Origin of the sequence: Schaalia odontolytica (assembly GCF_031191545.1) — a bacterium.
Classification (GTDB): domain Bacteria; phylum Actinomycetota; class Actinomycetes; order Actinomycetales; family Actinomycetaceae; genus Pauljensenia; species Pauljensenia odontolytica.
This window is the reverse complement of the sequence record NZ_CP133472.1, coordinates 2,097,994-2,115,792: the sequence shown is the minus strand read 5'-3', so window position 1 is coordinate 2,115,792 and position 17,799 is coordinate 2,097,994. Positions and strand designations below refer to the sequence as shown.

Sequence of the window (17,799 nt, the reverse complement as noted above, 5' to 3'; positions counted from 1 at the left end):
CTCCACCCCCACCGCATTGGTACGAGAACTGTTTATCTCCCGGATCTCAGCTGAGTATCATCCCAGCCACTGCCCGTCGCTGCCGAAGGTGTACCAGCGCCAGCCGATCCAGTGGCGGCCCGTGTACATATCGCCTCCGGTGCCGAAGTAGTACCAGGCACCGCTGATCTGCTGCCATCCGGTGGACATCTGGCCCGAGGCACCAAAGTAGTACCAGGCGCTCCCCACAGGCCTCCAACCGATGGTCATGGCACCGCGCTCGCTCATGAAGTACCAGTGCGAGCCCAGCTGGAGCCAACCGGTGTGCATCGCGCCGCTAGGATCCAAGTAGTACCACTGTCCGTTCACGTGGAGCCAGCCGGTACTCATCACTCCGTTGGCAGCAAAGTAGAACCACTTGTTCTCCACCATGTGCCAGCCCGTGACCATCGCACCGCTGTCGGGCATCAGGTAGAACCAGGCCCCTCCCAGGTTCGCCCAGCCGGTCATCTGCGCACCGTCACCGTTGTGGTAATGCCACGCGCCGTCCCAGTACACCCAACCGCTGAGCATGTAGCCGTTCTGATCGAAACGGTACACGGAACCACCGAGGATGAGGGTCTCGTTCTTGGCGTAGCCACCGCCGGTGATCTTCCACCACCAGCCGACTCCGTCGTTCATCCACGTCCCCACCGTGTGATCAGGCACAGGGGCCGGATCAGGGGTAGGAACCGGGTCAGGGGTCGGATCCGGGCTAGGCTCGGGCTCCGGCGAAGGCTCGTCGGCCAGTGCGAGGGCCACGAGGCCAGACTCCGCAACCCCGGCCTCGTTCATTGCCATCACCCGGATGACCGAACCGTTGTTCTCACCGTCAATCGTGAGGGTCAGCTCGGGACCATTCTCGTCGTCCAGGATGGCCCACGAGTCCGAGCCCTGACGCTTGATCTGCCAGAAGAGGGCAGGCGCGGGCTTGCCACTGACCTCGGCCTTGATCGTGACCTCGGTTCCTTCCTTGGCCGTCACGGTACGGAAAGCTCCGTCGCCAGAGATCTGCGCATCCGCAGCCGGATTAGCGGTGACCGTCAGCGGCGCGAAGGCTGGGGGCTCCTGCTCCTGCGGATCCGGGGTCGGTGTGGCGGGAGCAAACGCCTCAACCTCCGCAAGCGCGAACTCACCGAATTCGGTGGGCTGGATGACGCGGATATAACGTGCCTCGAAACCCTCAAAGTCGACCGCGCTCGGGCGGCCACCGACCCCGTCAACCTTGATCATGTGGACGCCGTCCACCGCACCGGCAGAGGCCGGGTTGAAGGTATCGGAAAGATGCTCAGTGGAGGCCACAACCCAGAAGTCGTGCAGGCGCTGATCGCAGGAGACTCCCTGGCAGTTGTCGGAGGAGGAACGGTTCCAGACGTTCACGACGCCGAGGGGGTGGTTCTCGCCGAGGTCGACCTCCCACCAGGGGTTCGCCTGCTTGCCCGTGTGGGCCACCGATCCGTGATCCCACACGCCGTCCGTGTCACCGTCAACGGCGCGCGAGGCGGTGCCTCCCCAGCCCATCGACGACATGGACGCCGTCTTGTTGAGGGCGAGGTTATCGCTGCCCTTGGTGACGGTCAGGGTCGCACGCTGCGAGGTGACGGATCCGTTGGCGTTCGTCGCGACTGCGTAGAACTGCGCGCCGTCATCCTCTAGCGTCGTCGTCAGGGTGTACATGGCACCGGTCGCGCCGTCAATCGCCGTGCCTTCGGTCGATCCCTTGGGGACGCGGTACCACTGAATGGTGGCGGCCGGGCGGCCCGAGGCCACGACGGTGAAGGTGGCGCTCTCCCCCGCCTTGACTGAGACCGAGGAGGGATCGGTGGCAATGACGGGAGGCTGCGTGGCGGCGTTGTCTCCGTAGACATGCACCGTTGCGCTCACGGAGTGCAGACCAATCGGGTCGGCGTAGTAGGAGGGGTGCGCCAGCTCCAGGCGCAGGGGCGTGATCTTGTGCGGCTCGAGAGCGAGTCCCTCTCCGACCTCGCCGGCCTCGATCTGAGCGCCGGTCGCCTCAACAGACTTCTCGCCGAGGGTGATCTTGTAGGTGGTGGTCGGCGAGAAGTTGCCCGAGAACTTCAGTGTCAGGTCGGTGATGGCCTTGTCCGTCTTGTTCACAAGGTAGGCGTCGTATGCCTGTGCGCCGGAGTAACGCAACGCGGAGGCTCGTGCGAAGAACTGCTCGGACGATATCGTCGCGCCATCAACGGCGGTCACCGTCTGGGTGGGTACGTAGGTGGGAGCGGCGTCGAAGGTGACCTTAATGACGGGACGCAGGCTCGGCTCGGGGTTGTCGCCGGACATGGTGACCGTCAGGGTCGTGCCGTCCTGTTTGTATTCGAGGGCACGCTCAGTCCCGTCCACGGTCACTCCGGTGACGTGTCCACCCACGCCGGGAAGGGTCAGTGTCTTGCCGGGGCTCCACAGTTCGGGGAAGAAGTACAGGTCGTTGCCCTTGGTCATGACCTTGCCCCAGTTGGGTGCGGGGAACCAGGTCGGGCGTGCGCCCGTGATGGCGTCGGGGTGGCGTGCCATCCACTGGCCGACCTCGGTGACGACGCCCGAGTCGAACTCGTCGATGGTGCCATCGCCCTTGGGACCGATGTTGTATGCGAACTGGCCGCCCGAGGCAACGGTGCCGATCAGGTTGTTGACCAGCTCGCGTTCCTTGTAGCTCTTCGCGTTCGCGTCGCGGTTCGCCCACGAGCAGTAGCCCCAGCAGGCAGGGAAAATAGAGCGGATCGATTCCCATGGACCCATGTGGAAGTCGGTGGTCACCGAGTTGTCGCCGCCGACCTCGAAGTCACCGGCCTTGTTCCACACGCGCGAGTTCACCATCGTCTCGGGCTGGAGTTCGTGAACCCACTGGGCCATGCGCTGGGACTGCTCGGCGGTGGGGCCGCCCATGTCGAACCAGAGCTCGGCGATCGGGCCGTAGTTGGTGAGGAGCTCGGTCAGCTGGGGCTTGATGACGGTCGTCATCAGATCTTCATCGATGGGGTTGACGTTGCCGTAGGGCTCGGGGGTCTGTTTCGTCCAGTCGATGATGGAGAAGTAGAAGGCGAGCTTGACCCCGAGCTTGTTGCATTCGGTCGACAGCTCCTTCATCGGGTCCTTGCCGTAGTTGGATTGCTTGACGATGTTGTAGTCGGTCGTCTTCGTGTCCCACATGGCGAAGCCGTCGTGGTGCTTCGACGTGATCATCAGGTATTTCATACCCGAGTCGTGGGCCGTCTTGCAGATAGCCGCGGCGTCAAAGTTGGCGGCGAGGTCCTTGGCCTTGAGCAGGTAGTCGTCGGTGGGGATTTTCTCCCATGCCTTGATCTGTTCGGGGTAGCCCATGGCTTGCCGATGACCGTTGTAGTAGCCGCCGTAGACGGAGTAGACACCGAAGTGCATGAACATTCCGTACTGGAGTTCCTGCCACTTGGCGATCTTGGGGGTTGAGCTGAGAGGGACAGCTGCGGGGATACCGGTGGGCGTTGGTGGCGCGTCGGCGAAGGCAGGGGCGCTCATGGGTGCGAGCACCATTGCCGCGGCAACCGCACAACCGGCAAGCGTTCGCTTGAGGTTCACGGGGGATCCTTTCAGGGGGACGGTGGACGACGGTGTCCATCCTCAACAATGAGGATGAGGCGTACGTTACCCCACGGGACTTATCCATGAACCAGTTTGATGGTAGCTTTCTCACAAATCAGGGTTTTCCCTGTTTAGAACGAAACTACAACGACCGTACAATTCATGCTTCTACCTCGGGGAGACACGACAAGCGGGCCGGATAATCCGACCCGCTCCAATCGTCCTCGCTCCCCGCAGGGACGAGGCTGTAGCTCAGTTACGCCACGCGGCAGCCCTCTGTCCGGCAACCCAGGCGGCGACCTGCGTGCGACGCTGCAGGCCCATCTTGGACAGCAGAGACGTGATGTGGTTCTTCACGGTCTTCTCCGCAACACCGAGCTTCTCTCCGATCTCGCGGTTCGACAGGCCATCACCAATCAGGTCCAGGACCTTGCGCTCCGAAGGCGTCAGATCAGCCGTCGGATCCTCGTGGTCGACACGTCGACGCGTCAGAGTGCGTTCGTCGAGCAGAACGCGACCATCCGCGACCGCCTTGATGACATCCGTGATCTCCGCACCGCGTACAGTCTTGAGGATATACGCACGCGCGCCTGCCTCCAGGGACTCAGCCAAGGCCTCGTCGTCATCGAAGGACGTCAGGACCACCGGGAGGATCTGCGGATGAGCGGCACGCAGGCGATTCATGATATCAATGCCCGTGCCGTCGGGCAGCTGCAGGTCGACGAGGATGACGTCGGGGCGCACAAGGTCGGCACGACGCACCGCGTCCGCAACGGACCCGGCCTCAGCGACAACCTCGAGCGCCTCGTCTCGGTCAACGATCTCAGCAATGCCGCGTCGAACGATCTCGTGATCGTCGACGATCATGACGCGCGTACGCGCAGCGGTATTTTCACTCACGTGTCTGATTCTAACGGTCGGGAGGACGAACGCCCTCAGCTACTACTTCTACTGCCCCGGAGACAGGCGGCTCATCGCATCCTGTGCGGCCGCGTTCTCCGCGTGTTTCTTCGACGAGGCCTGCCCGGACCCGATCGCATCCGAACGCTCGGAGACGAAGGCCTGCGCGGTAAACACCCGCTGATGGTCCGGTCCCCGGCCCGCCACCTCGTAGGAGACCCCGCCCAGGCCATGCGCCTGCGCGTGCTCGATGAGTATCGTCTTCCAGTCCTGGTGCTGCCCGCGCGAGGGGGCATCCACGAGCAGGAAGCTCAGACACTCCAAGATGACGCGGCGAGATTCTTCCAGGCCGCTCGTCAAATAGGTTGCGCCGATCAGAGCCTCGAAGGTGTCGGACAGGATGGAGTCCTTATCGCGCCCGCCGTGGGTCGACTCCCCCTTACCCAAGAAGACGAAGTCACCCAAGCCGATTCGCCGGGCCGCCGCAGCGAGGGGCTGCTGCGAGACGGTGGCCGCGCGCATGCGCGACAGGTCCGACTCGGCGACGTCCGGGTACTGCTCGTACAGTTTTTGGGCGACGACGATCGACAGCACCGAGTCACCCAGGAACTCGAGACGCTCGTTGTTGGCAATCCCGCCGGCCTCGTTCGCGTAGGAACGATGCACGAGTGCGAGCTGCAGAAGCGGCGCATCGACGTGTGTCCCCCAGGCTTCCACGAGGGCGTCGGTATCGGTGCGCGGCGGTACCGGCAGGTGCTTTGATCGTCCCATCAGGCACGCCCCGACTCGGATTCCTCCCCCAGCAGGGATGCCAGGGAAGCCAGACGCGGATCGACGACGAAGTGGTCGTGCCCCTCGGGCAGATCTGCCCACTTCTCGCCGCACACGTCGCATAGGCCCGCGCAGTCGTCACTGCACAACGGGCGTGGGTCCACGAGGGGAACGATCGCGTCGCGCAGCTGGGTCTCAATGCAGATCGTGTCGCGCTCGCCGATGACGAACAGGTCCTCGGCCTCGTCGTCCTCGTCGTCCGCAGGAGTCAGGGCGGGAGAACCTGGCTCGAAGTAGACCTCCGTACTGACGATGTCGTGATGGTCGCGAACCTCGTCGAGGCAGCGTACGCATTCTCCAACCAGGTCGACGGAGGTAGCCAGCTGGACGAGAACGCCGTCCTCGACGCTGGTCATATCCACGGAGATATCCAGCGGCACGCCCGGAACTGCTGACATGGAGGGTGTGCCCATGTCATCGGGGGTGACCCACTGAAGGTCCTCGTGCAGGGTGGACCCGAGCGTGCGAGGCAGGCGCGCCAGGGGCAGAACCAGCGTCTGGTCACTCATTGGTCAGGTCCACATCGGTGACGTCGACGCCACGACGCTCGGCGATCGCGCGGCGGCCGGCATCCGTGCGGCGTGCCAGATCGGAGATGAGGTGGGAGAGCTCGTCGAGGGAACTCGCGACGTAGTCGTCGGCACCCTCGCGCAGCGCGGCTGCCGATCGCTTCGCATCGGAGACGATCTCACGCGCGCGATCCTCAGCCATGCGCACGATGTTTTCGGTGGAGACGATGCGAGCTGCCTGCGCGTTTGCATCGGCGATCGCAGCCTCGGCGTCCGAACGCGCCTGAGAAACAACAGCGGTCGCTTCATCGTCTGCGCGAGAGCGCGTGCGCTCAGCCTCTTCCTCCGCGTCAGAGAGAATCTGCGCGGCACGCTCGTTGGCCTGATCGAGGGTCGAAGACGCACGCGAGTTCGCCTCGGCAATGCGGGTTTCCGCAGCCGAGTCCGCCCGTCCCAGGACCGCGTCCGCATCCGCAACGACAGCGTCGGCGGCGACGAGGTCTTCCGGCAGGGCCTCGCGCGCCTGATCCAGCAGGTCGAGCAGCTCGGCCTTGTTGATCACGATCGAAGCGGAGAGGGGAACGGTGCGCGAAGACTCGACGAGGTCCTCGATCTGATCGAGGGCGGCAATCACCGTGGACGGACCGTAGACGGTTTCCTCGTTCCACTCATCCTGAGTCTGGTTGTCGGTCGTGTCAGCCATGGTTCCCTCCTGCGTTCCACCGGGCATGATTCAGCTTCTATTGTCGGTCAGATATCGCTCAACCGCTGGCGGGACATACCGAGAAATATCCTTTTTGAGACCCAATAACTCCCGGATGGCGCTCGATGAGACGTGCGCAAGGGCGGGACGGGTCGGGATCCACCAGGTGTCGATGCCGCCGACCTCATCGTTAAAGACGGCCTGCGGTGCCTCGTAGTCGAGGTCGATGGATGAGCGTACCCCCTTGACGATGAGGGTTGCACCGAGCCGGGCGGCCTCGTCCATCGTTGCCCCCTGCAGGAGGACCACCTCAACGCCCGTCAGGTGAGCGGTGGCTTCTTCAATGAGCGCGACCCGCCGGTCAGGATCAATGAGGCCGCGCTTAGCGGGGTTGGTGCCGACGCCGATGATGAGACGCTCGGCGATGGCGCAGACGCGCTCGGCGACATCGAGATGACCGTTCGTGAAGGGGTCGAAAGAGCCGGGGAACAGTGCGATCATCGAGTTTCCTCCACGTTGGCCGACGAGGTCGGGGCGTCCGCGACCGCATCGGCACCGTCCTCGGGTTCGTTCTTGGGCAGCGGCGGACCGGCAAAGTAGGCGACGGTTTCACCCCATGTTCGCTGATCCTCGAGGACGAGGAACGGGGGCCACGTCGGAGCGGGAGCTCGGGTCGATCGCTCCACGACGACCAGTGCGTCGGGGCCGATCCACGGGCCGAGCGAGGACAGCACGGAGGTCATGTCGGCCTCGGCGATGTCGTAGGGCGGATCGATGAAGACCAGGTCGATGTCTCCGCGTAGTTCCTCCCCGGTGCGTGCGGCGAGAAAGGAGCGTGCGTCTGCCGTGATGACGCGGGCGGGTAGGCCCGTCGAGCGGACGTTGGCGGATGCGACGCGCGCCGCCGACGACGCTTTTTCGACGAGGGTTGCGTGAGCGCTACCGCGCGACAGGGCTTCCAGGCCGAGTGCGCCCGTCCCGGCGTACAGGTCCAAGACGGTGGTCCCAGCGAGGACGTTCATGTGGTCGAGGCGCGAAAAGAGGGCCTCGCGCACGCGCTCGGACGTGGGACGTGTGCCGGACTTGGGCACGGCGAGGCTGCGGCCCTTGGCACTACCTGCGACGATCCTGGTCATGGCTCTACCCTACCGGGCGGGCCTTAGGAGCGTTGCATCCACTCGACCTGGCCCTCGGATGCGCCGCGCAGGGCACGCGCCAGGTCCGGGTGTCTCTCCAGCGTCGGATCGGCTTCCAGGAGAGCATCGGCAGCGTCCTTGGCGGAACGGATGAGGGACTCGTCGCGGCGAACGGAGAGGAAGCGCAGGTGCGTGGCTTTGCCGGACTGGCCAGCGCCGAGCACATCGCCTTCCTTACGCAGGCGCAGATCCGCCTCTGCCAGCTCGAAACCATCTATCGTCTCCGCAAACGCCTGCAGCCGCGCGAGCCCCGAATCGGTGAGGTCATGTCGATGCATCGCAATGCACAGGGAGGGCAGAGAGGATCGACCGACCCGACCGCGCAGCTGATGGAGCTGAGCAAGCCCGAACTGCTGGGCGTCAAGGATCACCATGAGGGTCGCCTCGGACACATCGACGCCGACCTCGATGACGGTGGTGGCAACAAGGAGCGGGGCACGCCCGGCGGAAAAGTCCTCCATGATCTGCGCTTTCACGGGCGCGGGCGTGCGCCCCGTCAGCTCGTGGATCGCCACGCCCGCGAGCGCGCGGTGCCCTCGCAGGTAGGCGGCAACTTCTTCGACGGAGGCCAAGGGGCGCGCGTGTTCTTCATCGGCGTCGCGCACCTCGTCGCTCGCGTCGATGCGCGGGCAGACGACGTAGACGCGCCGCCCCTGCGAGATCTCCTCGGCGGCTCGCCCCCACGTGCGCTCCACCCACGCGGCGTTTGCGGAATCCGCGAGGTAGGTGGCGACGGGCGTACGCCCGCAGGGCATGCCGCTCATGCGGGTTTCGTCCAAGTCGCCGAACACTGTCATCGCGATCGTGCGAGGTATCGGCGTCGCCGTCATGACCAGCTCGTGGACGCCGCGCCCGTCCTCACGAGCCCGCCTCAGGGCGGCGCGCTGCTCAACGCCGAAGCGATGCTGTTCGTCGACGACAACGAGCGCGAGATCAGCGAAACGCACGGATTCCTGGAACAGGGCGTGCGTGCCAACGACGATGAGAGGGACGGCGGAGTTCATGGCGGCCAGAATCTCGCGACGAGCCGCCGGGGTGGTTGAACCCGTCAGGAGACGCACGTCGGGAGCTCCCTCCCCCAGGGGGGCGAGGAGGGAGCGCAGGGATGACGCGTGCTGTTCGGCGAGGACTTCGGTCGGGGCGACGAGTGCGCCCTGATGGCCGGCCGCGACGACCTGCAGGAAGGACATGAGCGCGACAACCGTCTTACCCGAGCCGACATCCCCTTGGAGGAGGCGCTGCATCGGAATGTCGCGATCGAGGTCGGCACCGATCTGCGCGACGGCCTCCTTCTGGGAGTCGGTGAGCTCGAAGGGCAGAGATTCGCGGAATCGCTCCAGGAGGGGGGAACTGTGGGGGGAAGCGAGCGCCGGGGTGGCGCGCGCGCCGCGTCGGCGCATCGCCAGTCCCACCTGGAGCACGAATGCTTCCGTAAAGGCCAGGGCGCGGCGGGCCTGCCGGTAGTCCTCGTCAGTCTCTGGTTGGTGCAGGCGACGCAGGCTCTGAGCGTGGTCAGCAATGCGAACAAGTTCGCGCACACGCGCCGGGACCGCGTCGGGAACGTCCGCGTCGTTGAGGTGGTCCAGGACCATGCCGACGGCGCGCGCGATCGCCCACGATGCCAGGGAACCGGTCGCAGGGTAGATCGGGATGGGACGAGACGCGATTCGCTCAATGTCTTCCCCGTCGACACCCTCAAAGGACGGGTGAGCGAGTTGCAGCTTGCCGCGGTAGGCACCCACCTTGCCGGCGAAGAGGAAGGACTGGCCCGGGGTGAGTATCCTCTCGATCGGCGCGAGCTTGTACTGGTTTTTCGCGAAGAAAGTCGCGGACAGGAACTGAATGCCGTCGGTGAGGGTAACCTCCAGGCGCACGCCCGAGCCGGAACGGTTAGCGATCAGGTGAGCGGAGGCAACCTCGGCGAGGATCGTGACGTCCTCACCCTCACGCAGGGAGGACAGAGGAGTGAGCCGCCCCCAGTGGTAGTACCTGCGAGGGGCCACCATGAGCAGGTCGCCGACCGTCGCAACTCCCGCACCCTCGAGTGCCTTCACGGTCTTCTTAGGTAGGCGCAGGGACAGGGGAACATCAAGCGCGCTCACAATGAGCACCCTGCCACAAGGCTCGGCCCGCTCTGTCCGCCGTCCCATGTCTCCAGGTCGATCGAGGACGACGCGTCACGCGTGGACAGCAGCTGGCGCACCGTCGCCACCGTGTAGGGACCGTCGTCCTCGCGCGCGACCAGCAGCCGCCAGGACTGTCCTCCCCCGCGTGCGGCCTCAGCCAGGGCCTCGGCGATACCTTCGGGGTCACCATCCAGTGGCAGCTGGGCGCTCGTCCACGCTAAGAGCGCATCGTGGGCACCGTCGCGCAACATCCGCGCGAGCGTCGGGGCGGCGCCGAGGCCGCCGGGTTGGGGGACGAAAAGCGGGGCGCACGCGCGAGCGACGGCAAGAACACCGAGATCGTCCCTGCTGGCTGCCCGAAGTATCGCGGGCACGCCGGGAGCCGGAGAGGGAAGAACAGAGGCGACGGTACTAACCAGGGCCGCGCTGGCCTCGTCGCAGGGGGCGACGAGCGTCACCCCTGTCCGCGAGCTGGCCGCGGACACGATGCCGGCGGCGTCGCTGGAGTTCAGGTCCAAAAAGACGACGGCTCCGGCACGAGCAAGATCCTCCACGAGCCCGGGGGCACGCGTGCATGCGACCACGCGAGCACGCTCGACGCGCCGCATCGGGCGACGCTGCAGGAGACGCACGCCGCGGTGGCTCAGGCCTTCATCGGCCAGCTCGTCAATGCCGATCTGCGCGTCGGGGCGCGCGTCGCACACCTGGAAGCGTACGACCTGCCCGGACGTGGGGTGCGCCGCGAGCAGTGCGGAGGTGTCCACGTGCAGGCGCCACTCCCCCATGCCGAAAAGATCCACACGGCCCACGTAGGACAGGCGCGCCCCCAGACCACCCAGGCGCACGAGGAGTGCGCGCAGGTCTTCCTCGGTTCCTTCCAGGATGATATCGACCGTGAAGTCCCGGCCGGGCGGAGGCGTGGCTGCTTCCGGGGCACGCGAGTGACGCTGCGCGAGATCCGCGAGCATCGCGGTGAACGACTGCAGGATTCCGACGTCGTTACGCATTGATGCGTCAATGCACGCGAGCACCAGGGCGATGAATGCACCACCCGGGTCGATGCGTCCCGTCGCCTCGTTCGTCGCCTCCACGAGGCCGATCTGCGCCTGGGTCGAAAAACGGGAGAACACGTCCTCGACCTCGGGAAGGGTATCCCCTATCTCCGTGAGCTCTCGGACGGCTCCTCCAAGCATTTCGACGAGGGCGTCCGACCATTCGATGGCGGAGGCTACGGGTGTCAGCGATGCCGCGAGCATGCGGCGCGCCACGAGAGGCGTCACCCTGTGTTCATCGCCGAGGGCACCGGCCCACGCTTCAAACAAGGCGCCGAGCGCGAGACCGCTGTGCCCCAGGCCTCGGCGGATGATCGTCTCGACGCCGGCCTCGAGGGCCAAACGCAGGTGGGCGCGAGGCTCGAGGGAGTCCATCGCGGCGGCGAGGGCAGCCATCGTGGCGGCAGCGTTCGCCCCCGTGTCACAGTCGGCGCCGTCCCATCCATCCAGGTCGTCGAGGAAGGGTGCGAGCCGCGCAGCCTCCTCAGCACCGGCACGGCACGCCTCGATAATGACCGCAGCATTGAGCTCCATGACTCCCCTTTCCTGCCTCGTCCCATTGTCCACGCGACGGTTGCTGTGTGCGACCTGACACGACCAATCACGCGTGCGACTTGTTGAAAGCGCGCATCATCCGCTATTCTGTCATGGTTGCCTTCGGTTCAAGCACCGGAGGATGCGTTCCCCGCGACCGTGGGGAGCCAATGACTGAACTGGAAGACATACCGAGGAGAACATCGTGGCTGCCGTTTGTGACGTGTGCGGTAAGGGACCCGGCTTCGGCAAGAGCGTGTCGCACTCGCACGTTCGCACCAACCGCCGGTGGAATCCGAACATCCAGCGCGTTCGCGCCCTGGTCAATGGGACGCCCAAGCGCCTGAACGTCTGCACCAAGTGCCTGAAGTCCGACAAGGTCGCCCGCGCGATCTGATTCGACGACACTGACGCAACGCTGGAGGGGCGAGCCGATGGCTCGTCCCTCCAGCGTTTACCCCTATCTGTGCGCTAGCCGACGCTATCTAGGCAGGCACGGGTGAACGCCCGCGACGATTGGTCGCGGGCGTTCACCCTGCGCCCTCAACTCGCAGTCCTCTTGCCGTCGGGGCGCGTGAGAGTTACAGAAGCTCTGCCGCCAAATCGAGCGGAGTTCCGAAACGGTGGTTCGTGATCGAGACCGCCTGCTCGCGTAGGAAGGGCAGCAGTTCCGAATGCGGGCACGGGGTCACGTCACCCGTGTACAGCGCGACATCGGGGCTTCCCGAGCTCGCTCGGCTCGCGCGCGCCCAGCGTTGCTCCGAAGCTTCGTCGCGCGGGCCAAGGACGCGCACGCGAATCCCCAGACCACCGGATTGTGCCACCAGTGCCAGGCGATAATCCCATGAGTCCGCGTCTTCGCACGTCACCTCGATGTCTGATGCCTCCAACAGCTCTCGCACGGACTCGGGAAGCCGGTCGGCGACCGACAGTCCGATAGGGCCACCCGCCAGGAGACCAGCCGCCAGGACGCGGAGAAGATCCACCAGGGAGGTTCCGCTTCCAGCGCGCACCAGAACAGGAGTGGCACGGTAACGCAGGACGTTTCGCTCGCACGCCAGGCCGGTCACATCGCGATTGGCACCGTAATCGGAGGCCCAGGCTAGCGCATCAGCGCGAAGGGCACGGGTCAGCTCGGCCGCCTCATCCGCGCTCAGGTCAGAGGCAGCCGCCCGGCTCAAGGCAAGCACGCTCGGAGCAAGCGCCACGGCGTTCGAGGCTCCCTCCCCCGCCGCAGTGCCGCGGACGGGCTCGACCTCACCCAGACCCAACAGGTAGGAGGGGCCGCCGGCCTTCGTGGTCGATCCGATAGCCGATCGCTTCCACCCGCCGAAGGGCTGACGGCGCACAATGGCGCCGGTGATGCCTCGGTTGACGTAGAGATTGCCCGCCTCGATACCGTCCAGCCACGTGGCAAGCTCAGAGCGATCAAGGGTGTGGAGGCCGGATGTCAATCCGTAATCGACCTCGTTGACGGCATCTATAGCTTCCTCGAGGGTGTCGACGCGCATGACGCCGAGAACCGGCGCGAAGTATTCGGTCAGATGGAATTCGCTTCCAGGCCTAACGCCCGCACGGATACCCGGGGTCCACAGCCCCTCCCCCAGATAACGAGGCGTGAGCACCCAGTGCTCGCCCTCCCCCAGGGTGGTCAGGCCACGAACAGCCTTCTCATCGTCGGGCACGACGACGGGGCCGACCTGGGAGTCCAGCGATGCCGGCAGACCCACTCGCAGCGAAGCGGCCGCGTCCACGAGCTGGCGCGCAATACGGGAGGAGCGTCCCGCCGATCCGACCAGGATCAACAGGGAGGACGCCGAGCACTTCTGTCCCGCGTGAGCGAATGCCGAGTGGACGATGTCGCGCACCGCCAGATCGGGGTCGGCCGAGGGGGTGACGATGATCGCGTTCTTGCCGCTCGTCTCACCCAGCAGATGCATGTCGTGCTTCCAGGAACGGAAGAGACGAGCCGTATCATAGGAACCCGTCAGGATGACACGGTCAACTCCCCTATGGGTCACCAGGTAACGCGAGACGTCCCCATCCTCGAGCGGGGCGAGGGACACGAGCTCCGGTGGCACCCCCGCTTCGTGAAAGGCCGCGACGAGCTCCGCCGCGCAGCGCTTGGCAGGCGGTGCAGGCTTGAGGATGACCGCGCTTCCGGCTGCGAGAGCCGCTGCGACACCGCCCACGGGAATAGCCACGGGGAAGTTCCACGGCGAAGCCACGACCGTGACGTCAACGGGCACGAATCGCGTTCCCGCCACGTACATCTCGTCGGCAAGCTGCAGAGAGGCACCCGCGTAATGGTGACAGAAGTCGACTGCCTCGCTGACCTCCGGGTCGGCCTGATCAATCGTCTTTCCGGCCTCGGATCCGGCGACCTCGATGAGCTCACCTCGGCGCGCAGCGAGGACGTCTCCGACGCGATGCAGCGTAGCGGCTCTCTCTTCGACAGAAAGAGCCTGCCAGGAGCGTGCAGCTCCAGCGGCGGCTTCGACGAGAGCATCAACCGCCTCGTTGGTGGCTAGGGCCTTCGCACCGGCGCGCACTGCCTCACTGCCCCTGGTCGAGGCCGGGATCGCCGCAGCGATGTCGCGTGCCCACTGTCGATTGGCTGCCAGGGCGGGATCGGAATCTGCTTCGGATTCGAAGGGACGACGCGCACGCTCGGCGACGCTGCCCCGCTCGGCCAGACGGTTCTGAGCGCGGTTGGGCGTCGGCACGGGAGCATCCGGATCGACGTCGGACAGTGCGGCGAGGAAGCGATCGCGTTCACGGGCGAACACATCCTCGTTCTGGGCGATGTCGAAAACGCCGGACATGAAGTTTTCGGGCGCTGCGTTTTCCTCGAGGCGACGCACCAGATACGAGATAGCGACGTCAAACTCGCGAGGATTGACGACCGGAACGTACAGGAGGAGGGAGCCTACGTCGCGGCGTACAACCTCCTGAATACCTGTGGCCATGCCGGAGAGCATCTCAAATTCGACGCTGTTTTCGACGCCGCGCGCGGCGCGCAGCTCGTAGGCGAACGCGATGTCGAAAATGTTCTGTCCCGCCACGCCGAGTCGGATCGCGCGGGTGTGCTCGGGTGTCATAGCCCAGCTGAGCATCCGCTTGTAGTTGGTATCGGTAGCCTGTTTGGAGGGCCAGGTCGTCAGCTCCCAGCCGTGGATCTGTGCATCTACCTTCTCCATGGAGAGGTTTGCGCCCTTGACGATGCGGACTTTGATGCGCGCGCCTCCCGCATCGACGCGCGCACGCGCCCATTCCTGGAGGCGCTCGAGAGCACCGAGGGAATCCGGCAGGTATGCCTGGAGGACAATGCCGGCCTCGTATCCGCCCATATCCGGCTGGTCGAGGATAGCAGTGAACACCGCGATCGTCAGATCGAGATCCTTGTAGTCCTCCATGTCGAGGTTCAGGAATGTCCCATTATCGCGGGCGAGGCGATAGAGCGGCAGGAGCGCGCGCACGCCGTGGTCGACGACCTCCTCGAAACCCCAGGGATTATGCGGGCCGGTCACCGCAGAGACCTTAATGGACACGTAATCGACGTCCTCGCGCATCACGAGCCGGGAGACCTCGCCCAGGCGATGGGACGCTTCCTTCTCGCCAAGAACCGCCTCGCCGAGGAGGTTCACGTTCAGGCGGTGACCGCCCTTGCGCAGACGACCCAGCGCCGGGCCCAGCCCCTTGTCCGTCGCGTCGACGACGAGGTCTCCGACGATCTCACGGAACACGCGGCGCGCCGTGGCCGTCACCGCATGAGGAGCGAGGCGCGAGGCCGTCGCCCCTAGCCCCATCGCCACCGCGAGAGCCGGGGGTAGAAAGTCCTTGCGGCCTGCCGACAGACGTTTCATGGCTGCGCTGGCCACATCCAGATCCGAGGGCCGCACAACGTCATCAACGAAGCGGGTGGTGAAGGTCAGTCCGTCCGGATCGGAGAGGATACGAGAGAGAAGTTTGGCTGATTGCGGCGTGGGTTCATGAGCCGATTCGTCGGCCCACCGGCGGGCCCGAGCAATTGCTCTGTGCCCCAGCGCCCACAGGTCATCGGGACAGCGCCTAGTACCGGGATTGCGGCTGGGCGAGGTGGGAACGGCGGCGTTCGTCATGCGTAGACCTCCAGGCGTGAAAGAGCGACGGACTCTCCGCGTCGCGTGCAGCGGCATCGCTAGGCACGCTCGGCACAACTCCCGTCGTCGCGAAGTATGCTGGTTTGTCTATGCTAACGCTTGTTGCACTCGTCTATGGTCCTGGCGCGAAACCCCACGCGAAGCCAACAAGGGACCTAAGCCCCTAATGTTGCGAAACAGCGGCAAACAAGAATTCCCTGTGCCGCGTTTCACACTGAGGTCGTCTCATGCGGAGGCAATCAGCGCCACGTTCAGGGACGAATAAGCCAGCGAGCTTTCACGTCTTCGACGACTCCGGCCGTCACCTCATGCATATTGAAGTCACGGTCCCCATTAGCGCGCAAACATAGCCACTGAACCTGCAGGCCATCGGAAAGCGCCACGAGCTTACGGGCGATCTGTTCACTCGGCGCATCTGGATGAACCGCGCCTTGCGCCTTGCCAGCCTCAATCGCATCCACCAGATACTGAATCGCACCGAGAAGGTGCTGGCGGAACCACGGGTGGGCCTGATGCTGCGCATCGATAACCGCGGCAGACATCGCCGTGTAGAGGGCAACGCCATCAGGATGGCGCTGGTTGTTGGCGACCATGTCCACCCATGCGTCGAGGGCAGCCTCAGCCCCCTCCTCGGCACGCGGCAGACGGCTCACAGTACGCCGATCACGCTCATCAAGGACAGCCGCAAGCAGCTGATCCTTCGATACGTAATGGTGTAGGAGGCCCGCCTTGGAGATATCGGCAGCGCGCGCAATATCCGCCAGTGAGGTCGCGACGTAGCCCCGGGTTGAAAACAAAGTCAACGCCTCCGATAGGATACGCGCCTTCTTATCCTCACTGCCAGCCTTCGGACGACCGGGCTTGCGGGTGTTTGTTGCCTTGGCCTCATTGCTCATGCGGCTGCTCCACTTCCACTGCGACAGAGTTACCAACAACTCATCATAGCGGTCCGCGCCCGACTCGACACCCGTTGCGTGAGCCTGCACGGTGGGGGTGTTGGAGCCGGGCGCGGCGTGTACTACGGAGCGACCGTGCCGAACTCTATGTCGAACTCCGGCTTACCTGACGCATCGAGCTTGAGCTTTCCTTTGTCGTCGAAGGAAGCGTTCACCGACACATCGGTCTCCAGATCGTAGGGCTTGGTGTCCAACCAGCCCGGCGTTTCCTGGAGCCTAAACACGACCTCGGCATAGTATCCGTCAGCACCGCGGGGGGCGGGCTTCATCGAGGTCGGCAGCTTCTTGACCTCCAGGAGAGTAAGCGTCTTGGACTGGACCGAAGGGGGGCAGATCTTGTCAATGTTGCCCGGCACGCTACCGCAGGAGTTGGTCGCAGCGACGGCCGCATCAAGCGCAGCCTGTTCCATCTTCTCGGTGAACGTGGCTTTGAAGTACACGGTTGCCACCGAGCCACCCTCAGAGCCATCCTCGCTGGCTGTGACGGCAACTGTGTTCGCATCGGCTTGCACGTACTCACCCAGGTCCTCAGCGGTGAAGGTATACACGCCGGGGTAGAGCATGACCGTTGTCCCTCCGGTTTCCGTCCACGTCTTGTTGGACTTCACTCCCCCGATGGAGAAACCTGGAACATGGCGTCCGGACACATTCACGCCTGAGACCAACGAGTTCTGAATCTTCCAGTTTTTCAACACTCCCAGCGTCGAGCTGCCCTGGCTCACCTGGAAAAGGTGCGTAAATCGCTCACCATTGAGCCTCATGGTCGCAACAACGGCATAGTCTTTGGACCTGCCCGAATCCACAGCTTCGATCTCCTCGATCTCCAACCGGGAGCTCGCCGCGGCCATAACCTCGTCGGTGAGGAACTCGCGCTCCTCGTTGGCCAGGTCGGGATCGACCATCGCGGTGGCAGCGCTTGCTTTGCCTGCCGCCAGGAGCTCCAGATACTCGCGCACCTTGGCCTCGGGCGTGCGCGTCCAGTTGGCGATGGTGACTCCGAGGACTCCGACGACCGCCAGAATCACACAGGCAACGATCACGAGCGCGATGCGCTTGGAGTTATGGCGGGGCTTATCCGACATCGGCGCGACAGGTGCTGCGGACTGTGCGACAGGCGCACCTGCCCCCTGATCGAACGCCCGCCAAGAAGCCTCGCCCGATGGTGCAGAGGCAACCCCAGAGGGAGGGGGGATCGGAGGGATATTTCCTTGGTTCGTGCCATTTGGATAGGCTTCCATGTGCTGATTCCTCAC

At 64.8% G+C, this 17,799-nt stretch carries 13 protein-coding genes; 1 reads left to right on the top strand and 12 read right to left on the bottom strand.

From position 1 onward, the window contains the following. Positions 1-57: 57 nt before the first annotated feature. The 9 genes from RDV55_RS09045 to RDV55_RS09005 form a co-directional block, all read right to left on the bottom strand. Complete coding sequence (locus tag RDV55_RS09045; protein WP_245907732.1) at positions 58-3,594, bottom strand: alpha-L-fucosidase; 3,537 nt, start codon at positions 3,592-3,594, stop codon at positions 58-60. A 255-nt stretch (positions 3,595-3,849) separates the two neighbouring features. Further along, a complete protein-coding gene (locus tag RDV55_RS09040; protein ID WP_111824032.1) occupies positions 3,850-4,464 on the bottom strand; it encodes a response regulator in 615 nt (204 codons plus the stop codon). 81 nt (positions 4,465-4,545) lie between these two features. After that, entirely contained in the window at positions 4,546-5,268 is a 723-nt protein-coding gene (gene rnc, locus RDV55_RS09035; protein ID WP_111824005.1) for a ribonuclease III, read from the bottom strand. Beyond that, positions 5,268-5,837 (bottom strand): YceD family protein, encoded by a 570-nt coding sequence (locus RDV55_RS09030; RefSeq protein WP_111824004.1) that lies wholly within the window; start codon positions 5,835-5,837, stop codon positions 5,268-5,270. Before RDV55_RS09030 ends, rnc begins: the two co-directional genes overlap by 1 nt. Beyond that, the gene (locus tag RDV55_RS09025; RefSeq protein WP_174703823.1) at positions 5,830-6,540 is read right to left on the bottom strand and encodes a F0F1 ATP synthase subunit B family protein; all 711 of its coding nucleotides are present in this window, start codon (positions 6,538-6,540) and stop codon (positions 5,830-5,832) included. The genes RDV55_RS09030 and RDV55_RS09025 overlap by 8 nt, the downstream gene beginning before the upstream one ends. Before the next feature lie 30 nt (positions 6,541-6,570). Next, positions 6,571-7,041: a pantetheine-phosphate adenylyltransferase gene (gene coaD, locus RDV55_RS09020; RefSeq protein ID WP_111824002.1), complete on the bottom strand. Its 471-nt coding sequence runs from the start codon at positions 7,039-7,041 to the stop codon at positions 6,571-6,573. Next, complete coding sequence (gene rsmD / locus RDV55_RS09015; RefSeq protein WP_111824001.1) at positions 7,038-7,676, bottom strand: 16S rRNA (guanine(966)-N(2))-methyltransferase RsmD; 639 nt, start codon at positions 7,674-7,676, stop codon at positions 7,038-7,040. Before rsmD ends, coaD begins: the two co-directional genes overlap by 4 nt. Positions 7,677-7,699: 23 nt before the next feature. Further along, positions 7,700-9,847 carry an ATP-dependent DNA helicase RecG gene (locus tag RDV55_RS09010; protein WP_111824000.1) on the bottom strand — a complete coding sequence of 716 codons (2,148 nt, stop codon included), beginning with the start codon at positions 9,845-9,847 and terminating at the stop codon, positions 7,700-7,702. Beyond that, a complete protein-coding gene (locus RDV55_RS09005; protein WP_111823999.1) occupies positions 9,835-11,448 on the bottom strand; it encodes a DAK2 domain-containing protein in 1,614 nt (537 codons plus the stop codon). Before RDV55_RS09005 ends, RDV55_RS09010 begins: the two co-directional genes overlap by 13 nt. A 205-nt stretch (positions 11,449-11,653) precedes the next feature. Here RDV55_RS09005 and rpmB point away from each other — a divergent pair, with 205 nt between their 5' ends. After that, entirely contained in the window at positions 11,654-11,845 is a 192-nt protein-coding gene (rpmB, locus tag RDV55_RS09000; protein WP_003792657.1) for a 50S ribosomal protein L28, read from the top strand. Positions 11,846-12,029: 184 nt separating this feature from the next. On the opposite strand, the gene RDV55_RS08995 is transcribed toward rpmB, so the two are convergent. From RDV55_RS08995 to RDV55_RS08985, 3 genes are all read right to left on the bottom strand, one after another. Beyond that, a complete protein-coding gene (locus tag RDV55_RS08995; protein WP_111823998.1) occupies positions 12,030-15,569 on the bottom strand; it encodes a proline dehydrogenase family protein in 3,540 nt (1,179 codons plus the stop codon). Positions 15,570-15,841: 272 nt separating this feature from the next. Then, the gene (locus RDV55_RS08990) at positions 15,842-16,486 is read right to left on the bottom strand and encodes a TetR/AcrR family transcriptional regulator (RefSeq protein WP_111823997.1); all 645 of its coding nucleotides are present in this window, start codon (positions 16,484-16,486) and stop codon (positions 15,842-15,844) included. Positions 16,487-16,608: 122 nt separating this feature from the next. Further along, positions 16,609-17,628 (bottom strand): hypothetical protein, encoded by a 1,020-nt coding sequence (locus RDV55_RS08985; RefSeq protein ID WP_111824031.1) that lies wholly within the window; start codon positions 17,626-17,628, stop codon positions 16,609-16,611. Positions 17,629-17,799: the final 171 nt, after the last annotated feature.